Source organism: Sinorhizobium alkalisoli, assembly GCF_008932245.1.
Taxonomy (GTDB): Bacteria; Pseudomonadota; Alphaproteobacteria; order Rhizobiales; family Rhizobiaceae; genus Sinorhizobium; species Sinorhizobium alkalisoli.
In genome coordinates this window covers 2,992,269-3,009,749 of record NZ_CP034909.1, presented here as the reverse complement: position 1 = coordinate 3,009,749, position 17,481 = coordinate 2,992,269, and the positions used below count along the sequence as shown (strand labels likewise).

Below are 17,481 nucleotides of genomic sequence, written 5' to 3'. Positions count from 1 at the left end.
CCTCCCCGTCGGCCGTGCCCATCCGGGCGGCCGACATGACCCGCTTCCAGACGACGCAGACGGTTCCCGAGCGGGCGCGGCGTGCCGGCAAACGTGTCGGTCAATCGCGCGTGGTACCGGAGGAAGTGCCGGTCGCCCTGACCTATGGCGGCTCCACCCATGCGGTGATGATGGCGACCCCCGCCGATCTCGAGGATTTCGCCGTCGGCTTCAGCCTGACGGAGGGCATCATCGCCGATCCGGATCAGATCGAGGCGATCGATGTCGTGGCCGAAGAAAAGGGGATCGACCTGCAAATCACTCTCAAGGACGAGGTGAACGAGGCCCTGCGGCTGCGCCGCCGCCACATGGCGGGGCCGGTCGGCTGCGGGCTCTGCGGGATCGAATCGATCGAGCAGGCCGTGCGCTCTACGCCCGACGTGTCGACATCGCCCCTGAAGCTCAGCGATGAGGACGTGGTCAAGGCAGTCGGGCTTCTCGACGGGCAGCAGCCCCTGCATAACCAAACGCGCGCCGTGCATGGCGCGGCGTTCTATGTGCCGGGGCGGGGCCTGGTTGCCGTTCGCGAGGATGTCGGCCGCCACAACGCGCTCGACAAGCTGACCGGGGCTGCGGCACGCGCCGGCTTCAGGGGCGCCCAGGGAGCCGTCGTCGTCACCTCCCGCGTGTCGGTCGAAATGGTCCAGAAGACCGCCATCGCCGGTAGCCCGATCATCATCGCCATCTCGGCACCGACGGCGCTTGCTATCCGCGCGGCAGAGGAAGCGGGCATGACGCTGGTCGCGCTCGTGCGCGGCGACGAATTCGAAATCTTTACCCATGCCGAACGCATAGAGCGGAGCGAGGAAGTCGCGCGGCTTGCCGCCCGCGTCCCCCTCACGCGCTGAAACCGGAGCCCTTCCCGATGTCCTCTGAGAATTTTAATGCAAAGCTCATCTACATGGCGAACCAGATCGCCACGTTCTTCCAGAGCCAACCGGCGGACGAGGCGGCCGCGGGCGTCGCGACGCACATCAACAAGTATTGGGAGCCGCGCATGCGCCGCAAGCTGTTCGAGCATATCGAGCAGGGCGGCGAGGGGCTGAAGCCTCTGGTGCTGGAAGCGGCTTCGAAGATCCGGCGGCCGGAGGCGGCGTAGCGCCAGCTGATAGCCGGTAAGTTGGAAGAAAAAGCCCCTCCCTAACCCCTCCACACAAGGGGGAGGGGCTTGGTGTCTGCGGCGAAATCATGAGATTTCATCAGCTTAGCATCTGTCTGGCTGTTGGAGAGGGTTTGTGGCCGGAGACGGGGTGGCTCAGCGAGTCCTTCCCCTTGTGGGGAGGGGGCTTCTCAGGCCGCGAGGTCTTCCACCTCGCGTTCCTTGAACATCCGCGATAGGTTGAGGAAGCAGATCATGCCGGACTCGTTGGCGATAACGCCTTCGGCGAAGCTTTTGTCGAACGAGGCGGTCACTTCCGGCACCGGCTGCACCTGGCTGCCCTGGACGGTGAGGATGTCGGAGACGCGATCGACGACGAGGCCGATCACCATGTTGTGGACCTCGGCGACGACGATGGCGCTGCGCTCGTTGGCGACGGTCGTTTTCATGCCCAGTTTATGGGCAAGGTCGATGATCGGGATAACGGTGCCGCGCAGGTTCATCACGCCGATTACTTCCGGTGGCGAATGCGGGATGGGCGTCGACGGCGCCCAGCCGCGGATCTCGCGAATGGTCGTCGTCTTGACGCAGAATTCCTGATCATGGAGGCGGAACGCGATGATTTCCAGCGTTTCGCCGTCGAAGCCGGCCGTTTTCAATGTGCCTGTCATCGAAGGTCCTTCAAGCTTATCCGTCGACGCCCGTGCGCCGACTTCGCCAAATCCGTGAGGTTCCCTTCGAATGCGCGCCGCGCCGGTTCGGACGAGAACCATGGTCCGCCGAGGGCATTCGGCGAGGCGCAAGCTGCATCATGCGCGGGTAGTCCGCTTTGCGCGTTGACGGTTATCCTATCCCGGGAATCGTTAAGACTTGCTTTTCCCCTATCGACAATGCGGTGTTCGACCGGCGGCGGCATTTACAGCCGCCGTCATTTGTCGTTCTCAGGCGCCGCGGGTCGGCCGGTCGAGGATGCGGCGGCCGAAAAGGCTTGCGGTGAGTTCGACCAGGACGCGGGCGCTCCTGCCGCGGTCGTCGAGGAAGGGATTGAGTTCGACCAGGTCAAGCGAGGAGACGAGGCCGCTGTCGTAGAGCATTTCCATGATCAGATGGGCTTCGCGGAAGGTGGCGCCGCCCGGAACCGTCGTGCCGACGCCCGGCGCGAGCTCCGGATCCATGAAGTCGACATCGAGGCTCACATGCAGGAGGCCGTTTGCAGCGCGCACCTCATCCAGGATGTGCCGCATGATATGGGCCATGCCCAGCTCGTCGACGGCCCGCATGTCATAGACGTTTACCCCGTGATCGGCGATTTCGTCGCGTTCGCGCGCATCCACCGAGCGGATGCCCACCTGGAACACCCGCTTCGGATCGACCAGCGGCCGGTCCGGCGCAAGGATCGGGGCGAACTCGGCCTCGCCGCAGAAGAACGCAACGGGCATGCCGTGCATGTTGCCCGAGGGAGAGGTCGCCGGCGAATTGAAGTCGGCATGGGCGTCGAGCCAAAGCACGAAGAGCGGCCGACCCACTTCGTCTGCATGTCGCGCCATTCCGGAGACGCTGCCCATCGAGAGCGCGTGGTCGCCGCCCAGGATGATCGGAACATGCCCCTTGCGGGCGGCGTCGTGCACCGCATCGTTGAGCGCCCGGGTGAAAGCGGCAACCATCTGCAGATTGTTGGCGCCCGGGTGGCTGGCGAGGTCGCGCGCCGCGGAAGGCCGGAAATCGCCTTCGTCCTCGACCCCATGGCCGAGTTCAGCAAGAACCGTATCGATGCCGGCGATCCGAAGCGCCGTCGGGCCCATGGCCGCGCCGCGGCGGCCGGAGCCTTCCTCGATGGGTGCGCCGATCAATGTGATGGTTTTCATTTTCCGCCTCTTCCTTTGGTTCGGTTCCCTGGAGCCGGTGCGGATTATCACCGAATGCGATGACGACAAAAAGATGGAAAACTGTCAATCAGAAGGCTACTCTTGGCAAAGTGATAAGCTCGCTTTGGCAAAGTGACGGCATGGACGATCTCGATCAAGCGCTCATCAGCGCGCTGCGGCAAAATTCGCGAACACCCGTGTCGACGCTTTCCGCCTTGACCGGCGTTTCGCGAGCGACGGTTGCTGCGCGGATCGATCGATTGGTGACAAATGGCACGATTGCCGCCTTCACCATCCGCACCGGATCGGAAATCTCCGCCTCCGGCGTACGCGCCGTGGTCATGATCGAGGTGCACGGCAAGATGGCCGACCGCGTGGCCGAGCAATTGCGGGGTCTGCCGCAGGTGCGGGCGCTGCACAGCACCAACGGCCGGTGGGACTTCATTGCCGAACTCGAGGATCGCGATCTTGCAAGCTTCGACGCGACCCTGCGGCGCATCCGGCTGATCGACGGCATCACGATCACGGAATCGAACATCCTGCTCAAGACCAGCAAGATGGCCGGGGCATATTGAGGCACACTGGTTTTTGTTCTTGATTTGTTCTGAGCTTCGTATATCATAGTCGCCTCAGCACAAAGAGAGGCACAGGAACGACGCGGTCTTCGGCGTCGTTCCATTTCAATCGTCACAAGTCGGTCGCGTTTGCTGTTCCGGGTCGGACTGGTCCAGACAGGCGCGACCTATGGAGGGATGTCATGCTCGGTTTTCCAGGCGGCCCGCAGGCGCGGCAGATTTGCATAAAACTGTTCGTCAGGCATGGGGAAGAGGAGCGCGCGATCGCCTTCTATCGTGACGTCTTCGGTGCGGAACTCCTCCGTCGCCATGAATGGAGCGGGATTTTGACGAGCGCGGATCTCTGCGTCGGCGATTCCCTATTCAGGGTGGCGGGCGCCAATCCGCGCCGGGATGCGGAACCGCGGCTCGGCGGTCCGCGCTCGCCGCACGCTCTCGGCACGACCGCGGCAATTCTGGAACTCCATGTCGACGACGTGGATCGGGTGCTCGAGCGCGCGATCGGCGCCGGCGCAAGCCTGCGCAACGCAGTCGAGACGCTGCCAACGGGGGATCGCGTCGGCGCGCTCATCGATCCCTTCGGTCACATCTGGGCGCTCTTCACGCTCACGGACGAGGGGGAGGTGCTGGACACGTTCACCGCCGAGCGGAATGCCGCGTGATCGGAGAGACTTGCTCCTCCGACCCTTCGCGTGGCCATTTGCTAAATCCCTCCCCCACCCCTCCCCACAAGGGGGAGGGGTCTCACCTGCTGCTCCCGCCTCGCTCCTCTCCGCCGTCGCTGCTGCGAGAGAGGGTGAATGAAGCTGAGGCGGCGCTGCAAATTCCTGCCCCTCCCCTTGTGGGGAGGGGGCAGCGCCAACCTCTTGTCTTCTCTTAGTATTCCCTCTCGAAGAAGACGCCGCCGGATGCCGAGCCGTCGCCGGCCGCCGAGCCCTTCAGCTTCACGCCGCGGCCGATATCGAGATTGATCGTCGCCTTGCTGGACGCCGAGTCGGAGCCCTGTTGCAGTTCTATATAGGTTCGGTCGTTGAGGTACTTGCCGGCGCGCAGCTGTGCGCCGCCGCTTTCGTCGGTGGTGATGTCGAGATCGTCGACGCCGAGCCTGTTGCGCAGACCATCGAGCAGCGAGGTCGAGCCGCCGCCGGCGAGCTGGCTGACTGCGGTGGCAAGTTGCGCGATCTGGAAGGCCGACAGGTTGTTCAGCGACCGGTTGAAGATCAGTTGCGCCAGGATTTCGTCCTGCGGCAGCGCCGGGGAGGAGGAGAAGGTCACCGCCGGATTGTTGGCGGGGCCGGCGATGGTGACGGTAATGGTCGTCGAGCCCGCGCTCGAGGTCGCGTCGAGGTCGAGAGTCGGTACGAGATCGCCGCCAAAGCCGATATGGCCTTCCGTGAAGGTCAGACGCTTCCCAAGGATCTCGAGGCGACCACGCCGCATGTCGAAGCCGCCTGAGACGATCGGTTGGCTGGCCGTGCCGCGGATCGTGAGATTCCCGCCGAGTTCGGCATCGATGCCGCGTCCGCGCACGAAGAACTGCCCGGGCGAACGGACGTCGAGATTGAAGGCAATGATGCCGTCGCCGTTGACGCCGGCATCGGCCGGCTTGTCCCGGAGCACCTCATTCGCCATCTTCCGGACCCCAGCCGGCGCATTCCTGTGTTCGATGTTGATCGAGGCCAGCGAAGCCGGCAGCTTCTCGGGAATCGTGATCGCCGCTCTGCGGACCGACATTTGGCCGCCGAGGACCGGCGTTGCGGTGAGCGGACCCGTGAGCGTCAGATCCCCCGTAAGATTGGCCATGAACAAGGTGCCGTCGATATAGGTGGCATCATTCAGGCGGATTCTCATATCCGCCGGGAAGCCGGAGCCTGGCGTTATGCCGACGCTGCCGCTTGCCTGGATCGATCCGCCCGTTGCAAGATTGGCCGAGAGATCGGAGATCCTTGCCTGCTGCCCGTCAAGCGTGACATTGGCCGCGAGGTTGTTGAGGGCGAGATTGCGCCGGACGTCGACGAGACGGCTGCCGCTTGTCGATAGGGTGCCTGCGATCCGCGGCGACCTTGCGGAACCTGAGAGCGTAAGATTGACATCGGCCGACCCGGTGAGGGTGAAGCCCTGTTCCGCCATGACGCCTGCAAGCAGCGTGAAGGGCACGTCTCCTGTAAAGGTCATTTCGAGCGGCGTGGTGCCGCCGAGATCGACATGGCCGCCACCCCGGAAGGACAACTCGCCGGGACCGGACACCGTTGCCTCGACCGTGACGCGATTGCCGGCATATCGGCCGGTGGCCGAAACATCGAGTGCGGCCACACCGGCGCCGCGCGTGGTGGCGAGCGAGGCATCGCTCCAACGAAGATCATAGGTAATGACGGGCTCGCCGGCGCTTCCCTTGACCTCGACCGTGCCGTTGATCGAGCCTGCGGCCTCCAGCGTCGGGGCAAAGGTATTGATAAGGCCGGCAGGCAGTGCGTTCAGCCTCGCCGAAATGTCCAGCATTTCCCCCGCAGTGCCGGTGACGTCAATGGTGCCATCCGACGCCCGTATGGTCATTTCGCCAAGTCGGACGACGCCGTTCTCGATGGTGATCACGGCGGGTTCGGCAAGGCTCAGGGGGATGTTCCGCGGAGCGGCCGTGAAGGAGGTGAGGCGAATTTCCGTGCGGTCACCGGCTCTCGCCAGATCGCCCTTGGCGGTAAGCGGACTGCCATCATATCGGCCGTCGACGGCAAAGCCCGTCCTCTCGCCCTGCTGGTCGAAGGTGAGGTTGACATCGGTCACGCGGTTTTCGCCTTGCATGACGCTCTCGGCCTTGGCGCTGCCCCGGATCGCCAGCTCGCTGACATCGGCGATGCTGATGTCCACGAAGGGCTTGGCAATCGTCAGCGCGCCGCGCTTGATGGCGCTGCCGGAGGCGTTCAGCGAAACCGAGGTCGTGCCATCGGCGGTCCGCACGGCTGCCGAGCCGGAAAGGTCGCCGGAGGCCTGCTGCCCGGCCATGGCGGCGATCAGGCCGAGATCGGGCAGACTGAAGTTGATCGTGCCTTGGGGCCTGAAATCCTGGGTGAGATCGAGTGCGCCCGTCACGCGGTTGTCGCCGATCGTCGCCTCAAGCGTCGGGATGGACGTGCGTCCTTCCCTCGAAACCACTTCGGCCCGGACGTCTATTGCCTGTCCGTCGAGCGCGCCGGTCGCGCTGAGCTTCGCCTGAGGGCTGCCCGGCTCCAGCGTCGCGTCGGCGCTGATCGTCAGGTCCGTCAGGGAACGGCCGGCGAGCGTGGCGCCGCTCGAGGTGATCTCTCCCTTCAGGCTCAGCGCATCGAGCGGACCGGAGATGTCGGCATTGAAGGACGCCTGTCCTCGCGCATCGCCCAGAAGCTTGCCGAGGTCCGGCAACGCACCCTCGACCTTGGCCGTCAGCGCACCCTCGGCAAGGGCTGCGGTACCGGTGGCGGTAACCGTCCCGGAGGTGATCTCGAGCGCACTCAACCGCGTGGCCTCTCCTCCGGTCTCGATCTTGCCCGAAACGGTCACGGGCGCGTCGAAACGCGTTGCCAGCCCGGCAGGCAGCGCATTCGGTTCGGCCGTGAGTTCGAACTCGACCTCGGCCGTCGTGCTGGTCCGGTCGAGCGTGCCGGTAATGCTGCCGCGGAACTCTGCACCTTCGATCGCCGTCGGATCGAAGCGGATGGCCGCTTCGGTGACGGTGATTTTGCCGCTGGCATTCAGGTCGCGCGCGGCGATCTCGATCGATCGCGTCGATGCGACGGAAGCCTCGCTCCAGGCGAGATCGTAATCGACGACCGGCGACTGAGCCTCGCCGCTTACCTTGGCGCTGCCCGAAATCGTGCCCTGCGCCCCAAGTGTTGGTGCGAAGCGATCGATCAGGCCGGCGGGCAGGGCGTCTATTCGTGCCGTGAGGTCAAGCTTGTCGCCGGCGGTGCCGGTGATCGTGACGGTGCCGGTGGCGGCGCGGATCGTCAGCCCGTCGAGGCGGGCTGCACCGTCTTCGATCGCCACGGCTGTCGGGCCCGCAAGCTCGAGCGGCACGCCCCTCGGTGCGGCGGAAACGGAGGAAAGGTGGATCTCGGCGCCACCGGCATTCTGGCTAAACTCGCCCGATGCGGTCAGCGGTGCACCGTCATAGCTGCCCTGCAGCGAAAAGTCGGTTGCGGCCTGCCGCTGTTCGAGGGTGATGCCGAGTTCCGACACGCGGTTGTTCCCGAGCGCGAGGCTCTCCGCCTGGATCTGGCCGCTCATGATTGCCGGCCTGGCGATGTCGGCTATGCGGATGTCCACCTCCGGCGTAGCGACCGTTATCGCGCCGAGCGCGACATGGGTGCCCTGCGCCTTGATGGCGACGGATGTCGTGCTGTCGGTCGTCTCTATGGTCGCGGTGCCGGACAGGTCGCCGGAGACCTGCTGGCCCCGCATGCTTGTGATGAGGCCGAGGTCCGACAGGTCGAAATTGATCGTGCCGCTCGGCTTGAAACCGGAGCTGAGATCGAGCCTGCCGGTCAGCCGGTTGCCACCGACCGTTCCTTCGATGGTTGGCACCGAGGTGCGGCCGTCTTGCGAAACCACGTCGGCGCGCAGGTCGATCGGCTGCCCGTCGAGCGTGCCGGTTGCAGTGACTTTCGCCTGCGGGGCGCCGGATACCACCGTTCCATCGGCGTTGATCGTAAGATCGTTGAGCGTGCGGCCGCCAAGCGTGGCGCCGGTGGATGTCACCTCCGCCTTGATGCCGGGCTTTGCGAGAGGACCCTCGATGGCTGCGCGAAAGGCGGCAGGCCCTGCGGCATCGTCAATGATCCTGCCGAGATCGGGCAGTTGGCCGGAGAGATCTGCCGTCAGGGTCTCGCCCGCAAGGGCGAGCGAGCCGGAGGCGGCAAGCGTTTCCGACTTGACCTCAAGCTTGCTCAGTTCGATCCGCCCGTCCGCTTCGGCTGAGAGATTGCCGGAAAGGGCAATCGTGCCGTCGAACTTTCCGGCGATCGCGGGCGGAAGAACCTCGGGGATCACAAAAAGCTTGAACGCAGCCTCGATCAGCCCGCTGGAGCGGTCGAGTGCGCCGCTGACGGTGCCGCCGATGCTGGCGCTCTCGATCGTCAGCGGATCGAAACGGATCGTCTCCGGGGCGACGGCAAGCATGCCTTCGACCTCAAACGGCGCCTGTATCGCCCTGTCGAGTTCCGCGCTCGCAAAACGGCTTTCGCCGATTTCCAGGGTCGTCTTCAGCACTCCCCTCTGCGCTTGCAGATCGAATGCGTCGCTTCGCGCCGACAGCCGTATGTCGCCGAGGGAACCCTGCGGCAGTTCGACGGACGCGACATCGGCGGCGATATCGAGGATCGCCGATTGCCCGTCGCCGACCAGCGACAGATTGGCCGTGTTGATCAGCGCCCGCAGATCTCCGTCCCCGATCGGCCAGCGGAAGTCGACCGGGGCGTCCGTGCCGGCGAGGCTTGCCTGCAGATTGTTCTCGCCGCGGCTGTCGATCCTTCCCGAGGCATTGAGCGTCAGCGCGCCGGTGGAAAGCCTGCCGGACTCGATGCGGATCATGCTCTCGGCGTCGAAGGCGGCGGCAAGGTCGATTTCGGTCGTGCCCTCGAAGAGCGGCTTGAGGGCGGCCGGCATCAGCGGCGCGAAAGCGCCGCCGCCGGAAAGCGTAAGATTGTGCATGCCGTCGGCGGCGAGGACGTGGCGCCCCCGGAGACGAAGAATTTCCGTGCCGTCGAGCGCGGCGGTGCCCGATCCTGCCCAATCGGAGAGCGGGCCTTCGCCGGTCAGCGCGATATCGACGGCCGGTTCGCCCGACAGGCGCAGCAGCTTCGCCAGTGTCCCGTGTTTTGGTTCGGAAAGCTTTGCTTCGATCTTCAACTGGTTGCCGGCCGGATCGAACACGAGATCGGCGACGGCGCGCGCCTCGCGGCGGTCGCGCTCGGATGCCTCGAAGGCGAGAGCCACGCTCGAATCGGTGGCGTGAACGCTGCCGGTTGCCGTCAGGAACTGGTCCTCACCTGCGATCGCCTCGCCGATCACGATCTCGTTCAGCTCGAACGCGTCGACTTTCACGTCGAGCGGTGGCGTCAAGGTCGAGCGTACCTCCTCCGTCTCATGCGATGGAACCGGCATCCGTTCCAGCCGGACGGAGCCGGCTGAGACCTTCGACGCGTCGAAGCGCATGGAGAGCAGGTCCGCCGGCGACCAGTCGATCGCCAAATCCCGTACCTCCGCATAGATGCCCTCTCCATCGAAGAGCGTCACACTGCCGGCGGTGAATTGCCCAGCCAGCAAAGGGCTCGGATCGGAGATGCGAACGATCTGGTCGGGGGTTGCCGCGTATTTCTCGATCGCCCAGGCGACCACCCGCGCGCCGGGCGTCGTGAAACCCAGAAAGCCGATGGCGAGGAGCAATAGCACCAACGCGACGGCGAAGACGGCAGACAGATAGCGCAATGCGAGCCGGAGAAAGCGGATGACCTGATTCATATCCTATCCATAGCCCATGTTACGCCGCTCTGGAATCGGCAGGACGGAGGTGGGGTGCCGCAACGATGATTATAACAGGCCGATCGGCACAAATCAGAAAGATTGGCCGATTCCTGCATAAATGCCGTAATCGGTGCCGCCGGGATATTTGTTGAGCGGCACAGCGAAATCGAGCCGGATCGGCCCGAAGGGCGTCGCATAGCGCAGGCCGATACCGGCGCCGGCGCGGACATCCGAAAAGTCCGGCAGTTCGCCCGCCGAGACGCTGCCCGCATCGATGAAAGGTACGATGCCCACCGTGTCGGTGACCGCAATGCGCGCCTCCAGCGAACCGCTCACATAGGATCGGCCGCCGGTTTGCTGGTTGTCGGCATTGCGCGGGCCGATCTCCTGGAAGGCGTAGCCGCGCACCGAGCCGCCGCCGCCGAGATAGAAGCGCCGCGGCGCCGGAATGTCGGCGAGTTCGTCGCCACCGACAAGTGTGCCAGCGCCGATCCTGCCGGCGAGCACGAAACGGTTCTCGGGTCCGAGGGCCTGATAGCCGGAGGCGGTGGCCTCGAATGAGCTGAAGAAGGTCTTTCCCTCGATCTCGTAGCTTGGCTTAGCGCTGATCAGCGCACGGTAGCCTTCCTTCGCGTTCAGCTTGTCGTCGCGGGTATCGCGAACATATTCGAGCGGAATGGCGGCGGTGAGATAGCGGTTTGACCCGAATGCGTCGTCGACATCGGCCAGGCTCAGCTCCGCGCCGGCCGAGACCGTATCCTCCGGCGAAAGCTCGAAACCGGCGCCTGCCGCCGCCGTAATGGTCTTGGCGCGATAGGCATCCGGGTCGGAGATGGCAGCCTTCACGCTCGCCGTGAAGGTCGATGCCGGGCCGAAGGCGCCGGGTTTCGCAAAGAGGATGCTGGCGGAATAGTCGAGCCCGCCGATATCCGCCGTTTCACCGATTCGATCGACCGAGCCCTCGATCCGTATCGACTCGGCGCGGCCGAAGAGATTGCGGTGACCCCAGTAGCCCTGCAGGCCAAGGCCGTCGGTCGTCGAGACCTGGCCGCCGAAGCCGAAATAGCGGTGCTTGCCCTCTGAAACCTGAATGGTCATCGGAATGGTACCGTTCGGCGCAAGCCGATCGGCTTCAGTAATGGTGACGCTGGAAAAGACATTCAACTGCCGCAGACGCTCGGCCGCCTTGCGGATGTTTTCCGGCGAGTAGGGCCGGCCCTCGTTGAGGCGCGAATAATCGCGCACGAATGTCGGATCGACGGTCCTTGTGCCGGTGACCGTGAGATCGCCGACGGGGGCGACCGGGCCGCCCTCGGCGGCGATCGTGACGTCGACCGTCGAAGTGGCGTGGTCGGCAACGACGCTGCGTTCGGTAAGGTTCGCAAGAGGCCGGCTCTGTTCCTTCAGATCGGCGACGATCTGCTCGCCTGCCCTGATGATCAGCGTCGAGTTGGCACGTGCGCCGGGCGTAAGCCCGTACGCAGAAGGGGCGAACTGCGCCGCATCGCCTTGCAGAGTTACCCTGCCCAATGTGAATACCGGCCCCGGGGTGACCCACACCGCCACCGGCACCGCGCCATCCGGAAAGGAGGGATCCGGCGGCAGCGTTTCGATGTCCTGCCCATTGATCTGGATGCTGACGACACCGCCATAGCGTGCGTTTTCATAGAGAGCCGCAAGCAGGCGTTCCCGGTCGTCGCGCGCCTTGATCAAGAGGCCGAGGTCACCGGAAACCGGTTTGTCGCGATCCTGGTAAAGCCTGGATGCGTTTTCGAGCGCCTCGCGCAGATCCGCGTCGTCCGCGCCGGATTCGAAAGTGAGGGCATAGCGGACAGGGTCGATGACCTGGATCTCCTCCTCCGCGCTTTCGAAGAGCCGCAGGCCGAAGATGTTGATCGCAAGCGCCTTACCGGCGGAAAACGGGCCAAGCGCCGTCGACGCCGCAAGGACAAACGCCGCCGCTCCCTTCCAGTGCGCAGTACTCGACCGTGGTGGCGACATTCCCTCCGCATCCCGTTTCAGGCGACTCTTTACTCACTGCCTGCTTGTGCGGCAATGGCCATGTTAGCATGGCATGGTTCCCCATTTGTTAATGATCGTGGCGCGGTCGTTCCAGTCCGGGAAGGGGAGTCGGCCGATGTATCTGACAAAATCGGCGGGCGATGTGGTCCCAGGAGCACACGCTCGCTGTGCAAAGCAGACGCTGCACAACGGTCGTTGCGCCGAAAATTACGACGCCACTGCAGAATGTTGGTGCAGGAGTATGCCGCCGAAGAAGCTTTCCGAGGTTAAGACGAATGCTGGCAAAACCGGAATCACCTTCTCCCGCGCGGAGTCAGGCCTGACCACCAAGCTCGCGGTGTATCCCTACCGCGCGCAGTACGGAAGCGAGCCTGCCCGGACCCCGAGCGCCGTTGAAATCTCCGCGTAGCGCCTTCAATGCGTAGCGCTCCTGGTTGATTTCTTCGGCGGTGCGGAATCCCAGTCTTCTAAGCACAGGCAAAGGGGGGCACCAGCCTTGGATCGCGTGCTGAAACAGAAAGCCGGTGACGATAGCGGGAAGGGCGAGCCACCGCCGATCAACCGTCGCCGTGAGTGCGACACCGGTGAAGGCAAGCAACGATGCATTAGCTTCGAGCGTCCGCTCGATATCCCACTCGAGATCCAGTTCGGCCAGTCTCTGCTCGATCTCTTCCGGATGCGACTCGTAGTGGGCAAGCCGTTCCTCGGTCTCCTGCAGGATTCTGCGATTGATCTCGCGCGAGGTCTGGCTGCTTACCCGGTGGGCCGTCGCGATCATGCCGATGCTCCTCGTTTGGCGGAACCTCTGTGAGCCGCAAAAGTTCCGTTGCGGGACTAACGTGGTCGCCAATTCGGCGCATGGTCAAAAAAAAGCCCCCGGACCGCAATCGCGCCCGGGGGCTTCCTTTTCGTTGGTCGCCGCAATCAGCAGGCGTCGATATAGCGGCGGCCGTAGCGGTCGCGGTAGTAGCACTGGCCCGGCTGCTCGGTGACATGGCCGATGACCGCGCCGGACACGCCGCCGATGGCTGCGCCGACGGCCGCGCCGCGTACGTCGTTCGTGATCGCGCCGCCGATGATCGCGCCCGAGGCGGCACCGATGCCGGCACCCTTTTCCGTTTGCGTGCAGCTTGCGACCGCCAGGGCGACCAGCACAAGTGCGATGGCTTTCTTCATCTTGTCCTCTCCGAATTCTACGGATCTCAGCCTGTCGCCTCGTCCGTCTCCTGGGTGATGGAAGGGCAGCGCAACCGGCTGCTTCCCCTTTGAATTTGCAACCTGGAAGATAATCCACTGTCCGGCAATGTCTACGGGAGGCGGCGAATCTTCCTCGGCAAGATAATGTCATCTTTCCTGAACAGAAGATGAAGGCGGTTGCCAGGCCGGAACAGACGGCGGCGGAATTTTTGCCGTTCCGTGGCCGCAAACGGTTGCGACATTTGAAAAAAAGACAAATGATGCAGCGTGCCAGTTCGGCCCGGGAGGAGTGGGCGCTGGCAGAGGGCATCGATTTCAGTGGGCGCGTCCTTCCGTCGCGTGAACAGATCTCACCCGACTTCAAGGCCGCGCTCGAGTTGGCACCGACCAACCCCCGGAGGAGCGAAATGGCGAAAATAACGATGACGGTCAACGGCCGCCAGGTGACGGGCACCTGCGACGACCGGACGCTGCTGGTGCACTTCATCCGCGAAAATCTCGGACTGACGGGGACGCATGTCGGCTGCGACACGACGCAGTGCGGCACTTGCGTCATCCTGATGGACGGCCGATCGGTCAAGAGCTGTTCGATCCTCGCCGCCCAGGCGGAGGGATCGGCGATCACCACCATCGAAGGGCTGGCGCAACAGGGCGAGCTTCATCCGGTCCAGGCGGCCTTCAATGCGCATCACGGCCTGCAATGCGGCTTCTGCACGCCGGGCATGGTCATGACCGCCGTCGACATGATCCGCCGCCATGGCGGCAATCTCGACGAGGCGACGGTGCGTGCCGAGCTCGAGGGCAATATCTGTCGCTGCACCGGCTATCACAATATTGTCAAGGCGATCCTGGTCGCGGCCGCCGAGATGGGCGGCGGCGCACGCCAGGCCGCGGAATGAGCGGGGGCACAGATTCGTCGGGACGCGGGATGCGGGCGGAAAACCGCATCGGAATTCCAGGAGTGTGCTGAATATCTCGGGAGGAGATAGGCAATGGGTGTTGAAGGGATTGGCGCGCCGGTCGCGCGCAAGGAAGACAGGCGGTTCCTCACCGGCAAGGGGCGCTACACGGACGACATGAGGGTGCCGGGCATGAAATATGCGGTCTTCGTGCGCAGCCCGCATGCGCATGCCAGGATCGCGAGGATCGACGCGACGGACGCGAAGGCCATGCCCGGCGTCATCGACGTGCTCGACGGAGAGCAATTGCTGGCTGACGGAATCGGCAATCTCATCTGCGGCTGGATGATCCATTCGAAGGACGGCTCGCCGATGAGGATGGGCGTCTGGCGGCCGCTTGCGGACAAGACCGTGCGCTATGTGGGCGATGCGGTCGCGGTCGTCGTGGCCGACAGCGTCGCCGAGGCACGCGACGCGGCGGAAGCGGTGATCGTCGATTATGATCCTTTACCGGTGGTCACGGATCCGGTGCAGGCGCTGGGTGACGGCCAGCCTCAGATCCATTCAGAAGCTCCAGGCAACCTGATCTTCGACTGGGAGATCGGCGATGCTGCCGCGGTCGACCGGGCGATTGCCGGCGCAGCGCATGTGACGGAGCTCAAGGTCCTCAACAACCGCCTGTCGCCCAACCCGATGGAACCGCGCGCAACTCTCGGCATTTACGATCCGGGCGATGACCACTACACCTGCTACACGACCAGCCAGAACCCGCATGTGGCGCGCCTGGTGATGAGCGCCTTTTATAATGTCGCGCCGGAGAACAAGCTGAGGGTGATCGCGCCCGATGTCGGCGGCGGCTTCGGCTCCAAGATCTACATCTATCCGGAGGAGATCGTCTGTCTCTGGGCGTCCAAGCGCACCGGCGTGCCGGTCAAGTGGACCTCGGACCGCACCGAGGCATTCCTCACCGATGCGCATGGCCGCGACCATGTTTCGACCGTCCAGATGGCTTTCGACGCGAACCATCGGATCACGGCGCTGAAGGTCGATACGATCTCCAATCTCGGCGCCTATATGTCGCTCTTCTCCTCGGCCGTGCCGACCTATCTCTATGCGACCCTGCTCTCCGGGCAATACGACATCCCGGCGATACACGCCAATGTCCGCACGGTTTATACGAACACCGCCCCGGTCGACGCCTATCGCGGCGCCGGTCGCCCGGAAGCGACCTATCTCCTGGAACGGACGATGGAAACGGCGGCGCGCGAGCTCGGCATTTCGCCGGCCGAACTCCGGCGCATCAACTTCATCCGGTCGTTCCCGCACCAGACGCCGGTCATCATGAATTATGACGCCGGCGACTACGAAGCGTCGCTCAATGCCGCCATGGCGGCCGCCGATGTCGACGGCTTTGCCGCGCGCAGGGCGGAATCGGAGCGGCGCGGCATGAGACGCGGCATCGGCATGAGCTGCTATATCGAAGCTTGCGGAATTGCGCCCTCGGCCGCGGTCGGTTCGCTTGGCGCCGGCGTCGGCCTATGGGAGTCGGCCGAGGTCCGGGTCAACGCGGTTGGCACGATCGAGGTGATGACCGGCTCGCACAGCCACGGCCAGGGCCACGAGACCACCTTTGCCCAGCTCGTCGCCGACCGGCTGGGCGTGCCGATCGACAGCATCAACATCGTGCATGGCGATACCGACAAGGTGCAGATGGGGATGGGCACCTACGGCTCTCGTTCGGGTGCGGTCGGCATGTCGGCGATCGTCAAGGCGCTGGACAAGGTCGAAGCCAAGGCGAAGAAGATCGCGGCGCACATCATGGAGGCCGACGAGAGCGATATCGTCGTCGAGGACGGCGCGCTCAAGGTTGCCGGCACCGACAAGTCGGTCCCCTGGTCTCAGGTGGCGCTCGCCGCTTATACCGCCCACAACCTGCCCGCTGGCATGGAGCCGGGTCTCAAGGAGGGCGCCTTCTATGATCCGGCCAATTTCACCTTCCCGGCCGGCTGCTACATCTGCGAGGTGGAGGTCGATCCGGAAACGGGCAAGACGACGATCGTCCAGTTCGTCGCAGCGGATGATTTCGGCAATATCATCAATCCGATGATCGTCGAGGGGCAAGTGCATGGCGGCATTGCCCAGGGAATCGGGCAGGCGCTGCTCGAAGGCGTGCATTACGATCCGGACAGCGGGCAGTTGTTGACGGCGAGCTACATGGATTACGCCATGCCGCGCGCCGATGACCTGCCGTCCTTCCGCGTATCGACGACCAATACGCCATGCCCGAACAATCCGCTCGGCATCAAGGGATGCGGTGAGGCGGGGGCGATCGGATCACCGCCGGCACTGATCAACGCGATCACCGACGCAATCGGCAACAATGCGGTCACCATGCCGGCGACGCCCGAAAAGGTCTGGGCCGCCGCGCAGGCCGGCCATTGATCGGGAGGAACGAGAATGTACGAGACCAATTATCGCCGTGCCTTTTCGATCGACGAGGCACTGAAGCTCATGGGGTCCGCTGCGGAGGGCAAATATCTTTCCGGCGGCATGACACTTATTCCCACCATGAAGCAGCGGCTCGCTGCGCCGAGCGACCTCATCGATCTCAGGCACATCGCCGAAATGAAGGGCATCACGGTCGACGGGCGGACGGTCACGATCGGCGCGGCATCGACGCATGAGGAGGTCGCGACCTCGGAACGAGTAAAGGCCGTCTGTCCCGCCCTTTGCGCGCTGGCGAGCCACATCGGCGATCCGCATGTCCGTCACATGGGCACGATCGGCGGCTCCGTCGCCAATAATGATCCGGCGGCGGACTATCCGGCGGCCATCCTGGCGCTCGACGCGATGGTGGTCACGGACAGGCGGGAAATCAGGGCCGGCGATTTCTTCACCGGATTGTTCGAGACGGTACTCAGTGATCGCGAAATCATCATCGCCATCCGCTTCGAGGCACCCGAAAGGGCGAGCTATCAGAAGTTCGCCAACCCGGCTTCACGCTATGCGATGACGGGCGTGTTCGTCGCCCGTCGCGACGTTGGCGACGTTCGCGTCGCCGTGACCGGGGCCGGCTCCAACGGCGTGTTCCGCCATGCGGGCCTCGAATCGGCGCTTGCCGGCAACTGGTCGCCGGACGCGGTGGCGAACGTGACGGTCGATCCCTCGGACCTGCTTTCCGACCTTCATGCGACCGCACCCTATCGCGCCAATCTCATCAAGGTGATGACGAAGCGCGCCGTGGCGGCCGCGTGAAAGGGGGGACTTTGCATCGGAAAAGGGCGGCAGCG

13 protein-coding genes are annotated in these 17,481 nt (G+C 64.3%); 7 read left to right on the top strand and 6 right to left on the bottom strand.

Annotation, left to right across the window (positions count from 1 at the left end):
• The first annotated feature begins 35 nt into the window (after nucleotides 1-35).
• A complete protein-coding gene (gene fdhD, locus EKH55_RS14455; RefSeq protein WP_069458949.1) occupies nucleotides 36-887 on the top strand; it encodes a formate dehydrogenase accessory sulfurtransferase FdhD in 852 nt (283 codons plus the stop codon).
• Between the two features lie 17 nt (nucleotides 888-904).
• Complete coding sequence (locus EKH55_RS14450) at nucleotides 905-1,138, top strand: formate dehydrogenase subunit delta (RefSeq protein WP_151611669.1); 234 nt, start codon at nucleotides 905-907, stop codon at nucleotides 1,136-1,138.
• Between the two features lie 191 nt (nucleotides 1,139-1,329).
• On the opposite strand, the gene EKH55_RS14445 is transcribed toward EKH55_RS14450, so the two are convergent.
• Nucleotides 1,330-1,809 carry a chemotaxis protein CheW gene (locus tag EKH55_RS14445; protein ID WP_069458661.1) on the bottom strand — a complete coding sequence of 160 codons (480 nt, stop codon included), beginning with the start codon at nucleotides 1,807-1,809 and terminating at the stop codon, nucleotides 1,330-1,332.
• Nucleotides 1,810-2,079: 270 nt separating this feature from the next.
• Nucleotides 2,080-3,003, bottom strand: a complete 924-nt coding sequence (gene rocF / locus EKH55_RS14440) for an arginase (protein ID WP_069458660.1) — start codon at nucleotides 3,001-3,003, stop codon at nucleotides 2,080-2,082.
• 140 nt (nucleotides 3,004-3,143) lie between these two features.
• On the opposite strand from rocF, the gene EKH55_RS14435 reads away from it, so the two are divergent.
• Nucleotides 3,144-3,578: an Lrp/AsnC family transcriptional regulator gene (locus tag EKH55_RS14435; RefSeq protein WP_069458659.1), complete on the top strand. Its 435-nt coding sequence runs from the start codon at nucleotides 3,144-3,146 to the stop codon at nucleotides 3,576-3,578.
• 182 nt (nucleotides 3,579-3,760) lie between these two features.
• The gene (locus EKH55_RS14430) at nucleotides 3,761-4,240 is read left to right on the top strand and encodes a VOC family protein (RefSeq protein ID WP_151611668.1); all 480 of its coding nucleotides are present in this window, start codon (nucleotides 3,761-3,763) and stop codon (nucleotides 4,238-4,240) included.
• Nucleotides 4,241-4,454: 214 nt separating this feature from the next.
• On the opposite strand, the gene EKH55_RS14425 is transcribed toward EKH55_RS14430, so the two are convergent.
• The 4 genes from EKH55_RS14425 to EKH55_RS14410 form a co-directional block, all read right to left on the bottom strand.
• Nucleotides 4,455-10,070 carry a translocation/assembly module TamB domain-containing protein gene (locus EKH55_RS14425; protein ID WP_151611667.1) on the bottom strand — a complete coding sequence of 1,872 codons (5,616 nt, stop codon included), beginning with the start codon at nucleotides 10,068-10,070 and terminating at the stop codon, nucleotides 4,455-4,457.
• A gap of 93 nt (nucleotides 10,071-10,163) precedes the next feature.
• On the bottom strand, nucleotides 10,164-12,074 hold the full coding sequence (locus tag EKH55_RS14420; RefSeq protein WP_151611666.1) for an autotransporter assembly complex protein TamA: 1,911 nt from the start codon (nucleotides 12,072-12,074) through the stop codon (nucleotides 10,164-10,166).
• Between the two features lie 334 nt (nucleotides 12,075-12,408).
• Entirely contained in the window at nucleotides 12,409-12,873 is a 465-nt protein-coding gene (locus EKH55_RS14415) for a hypothetical protein (RefSeq protein WP_151611665.1), read from the bottom strand.
• 146 nt (nucleotides 12,874-13,019) lie between these two features.
• Nucleotides 13,020-13,271 carry a YMGG-like glycine zipper-containing protein gene (locus EKH55_RS14410; RefSeq protein ID WP_069458654.1) on the bottom strand — a complete coding sequence of 84 codons (252 nt, stop codon included), beginning with the start codon at nucleotides 13,269-13,271 and terminating at the stop codon, nucleotides 13,020-13,022.
• A gap of 428 nt (nucleotides 13,272-13,699) precedes the next feature.
• Between EKH55_RS14410 and EKH55_RS14405 the strand changes: the two genes are divergently transcribed.
• From EKH55_RS14405 to EKH55_RS14395, 3 genes are all read left to right on the top strand, one after another.
• A complete protein-coding gene (locus EKH55_RS14405; protein ID WP_151611664.1) occupies nucleotides 13,700-14,191 on the top strand; it encodes a (2Fe-2S)-binding protein in 492 nt (163 codons plus the stop codon).
• A gap of 93 nt (nucleotides 14,192-14,284) precedes the next feature.
• Nucleotides 14,285-16,633, top strand: a complete 2,349-nt coding sequence (locus EKH55_RS14400; protein ID WP_151611663.1) for a xanthine dehydrogenase family protein molybdopterin-binding subunit — start codon at nucleotides 14,285-14,287, stop codon at nucleotides 16,631-16,633.
• A gap of 15 nt (nucleotides 16,634-16,648) precedes the next feature.
• Nucleotides 16,649-17,446: an FAD binding domain-containing protein gene (locus EKH55_RS14395; protein WP_151611662.1), complete on the top strand. Its 798-nt coding sequence runs from the start codon at nucleotides 16,649-16,651 to the stop codon at nucleotides 17,444-17,446.
• The last annotated feature ends 35 nt before the right edge of the window (nucleotides 17,447-17,481 follow it).

Coding starts and splice junctions, on each gene's coding strand:
- EKH55_RS14430 (WP_151611668.1), top strand. CDS start 3,761: ATGCTCGGTTTTCCAGGCGGCCCGCAGGCGCGGCAGATTTGCATAAAA.
- EKH55_RS14415 (WP_151611665.1), bottom strand. CDS start 12,873: ATGATCGCGACGGCCCACCGGGTAAGCAGCCAGACCTCGCGCGAGATC.
- EKH55_RS14435 (WP_069458659.1), top strand. CDS start 3,144: ATGGACGATCTCGATCAAGCGCTCATCAGCGCGCTGCGGCAAAATTCG.
- EKH55_RS14445 (WP_069458661.1), bottom strand. CDS start 1,809: ATGACAGGCACATTGAAAACGGCCGGCTTCGACGGCGAAACGCTGGAA.
- EKH55_RS14395 (WP_151611662.1), top strand. CDS start 16,649: ATGTACGAGACCAATTATCGCCGTGCCTTTTCGATCGACGAGGCACTG.
- EKH55_RS14400 (WP_151611663.1), top strand. CDS start 14,285: ATGGGTGTTGAAGGGATTGGCGCGCCGGTCGCGCGCAAGGAAGACAGG.
- rocF (WP_069458660.1), bottom strand. CDS start 3,003: ATGAAAACCATCACATTGATCGGCGCACCCATCGAGGAAGGCTCCGGC.
- EKH55_RS14425 (WP_151611667.1), bottom strand. CDS start 10,070: ATGAATCAGGTCATCCGCTTTCTCCGGCTCGCATTGCGCTATCTGTCT.
- EKH55_RS14410 (WP_069458654.1), bottom strand. CDS start 13,271: ATGAAGAAAGCCATCGCACTTGTGCTGGTCGCCCTGGCGGTCGCAAGC.
- EKH55_RS14405 (WP_151611664.1), top strand. CDS start 13,700: ATGGCGAAAATAACGATGACGGTCAACGGCCGCCAGGTGACGGGCACC.
- EKH55_RS14450 (WP_151611669.1), top strand. CDS start 905: ATGTCCTCTGAGAATTTTAATGCAAAGCTCATCTACATGGCGAACCAG.
- fdhD (WP_069458949.1), top strand. CDS start 36: ATGACCCGCTTCCAGACGACGCAGACGGTTCCCGAGCGGGCGCGGCGT.
- EKH55_RS14420 (WP_151611666.1), bottom strand. CDS start 12,074: ATGTCGCCACCACGGTCGAGTACTGCGCACTGGAAGGGAGCGGCGGCG.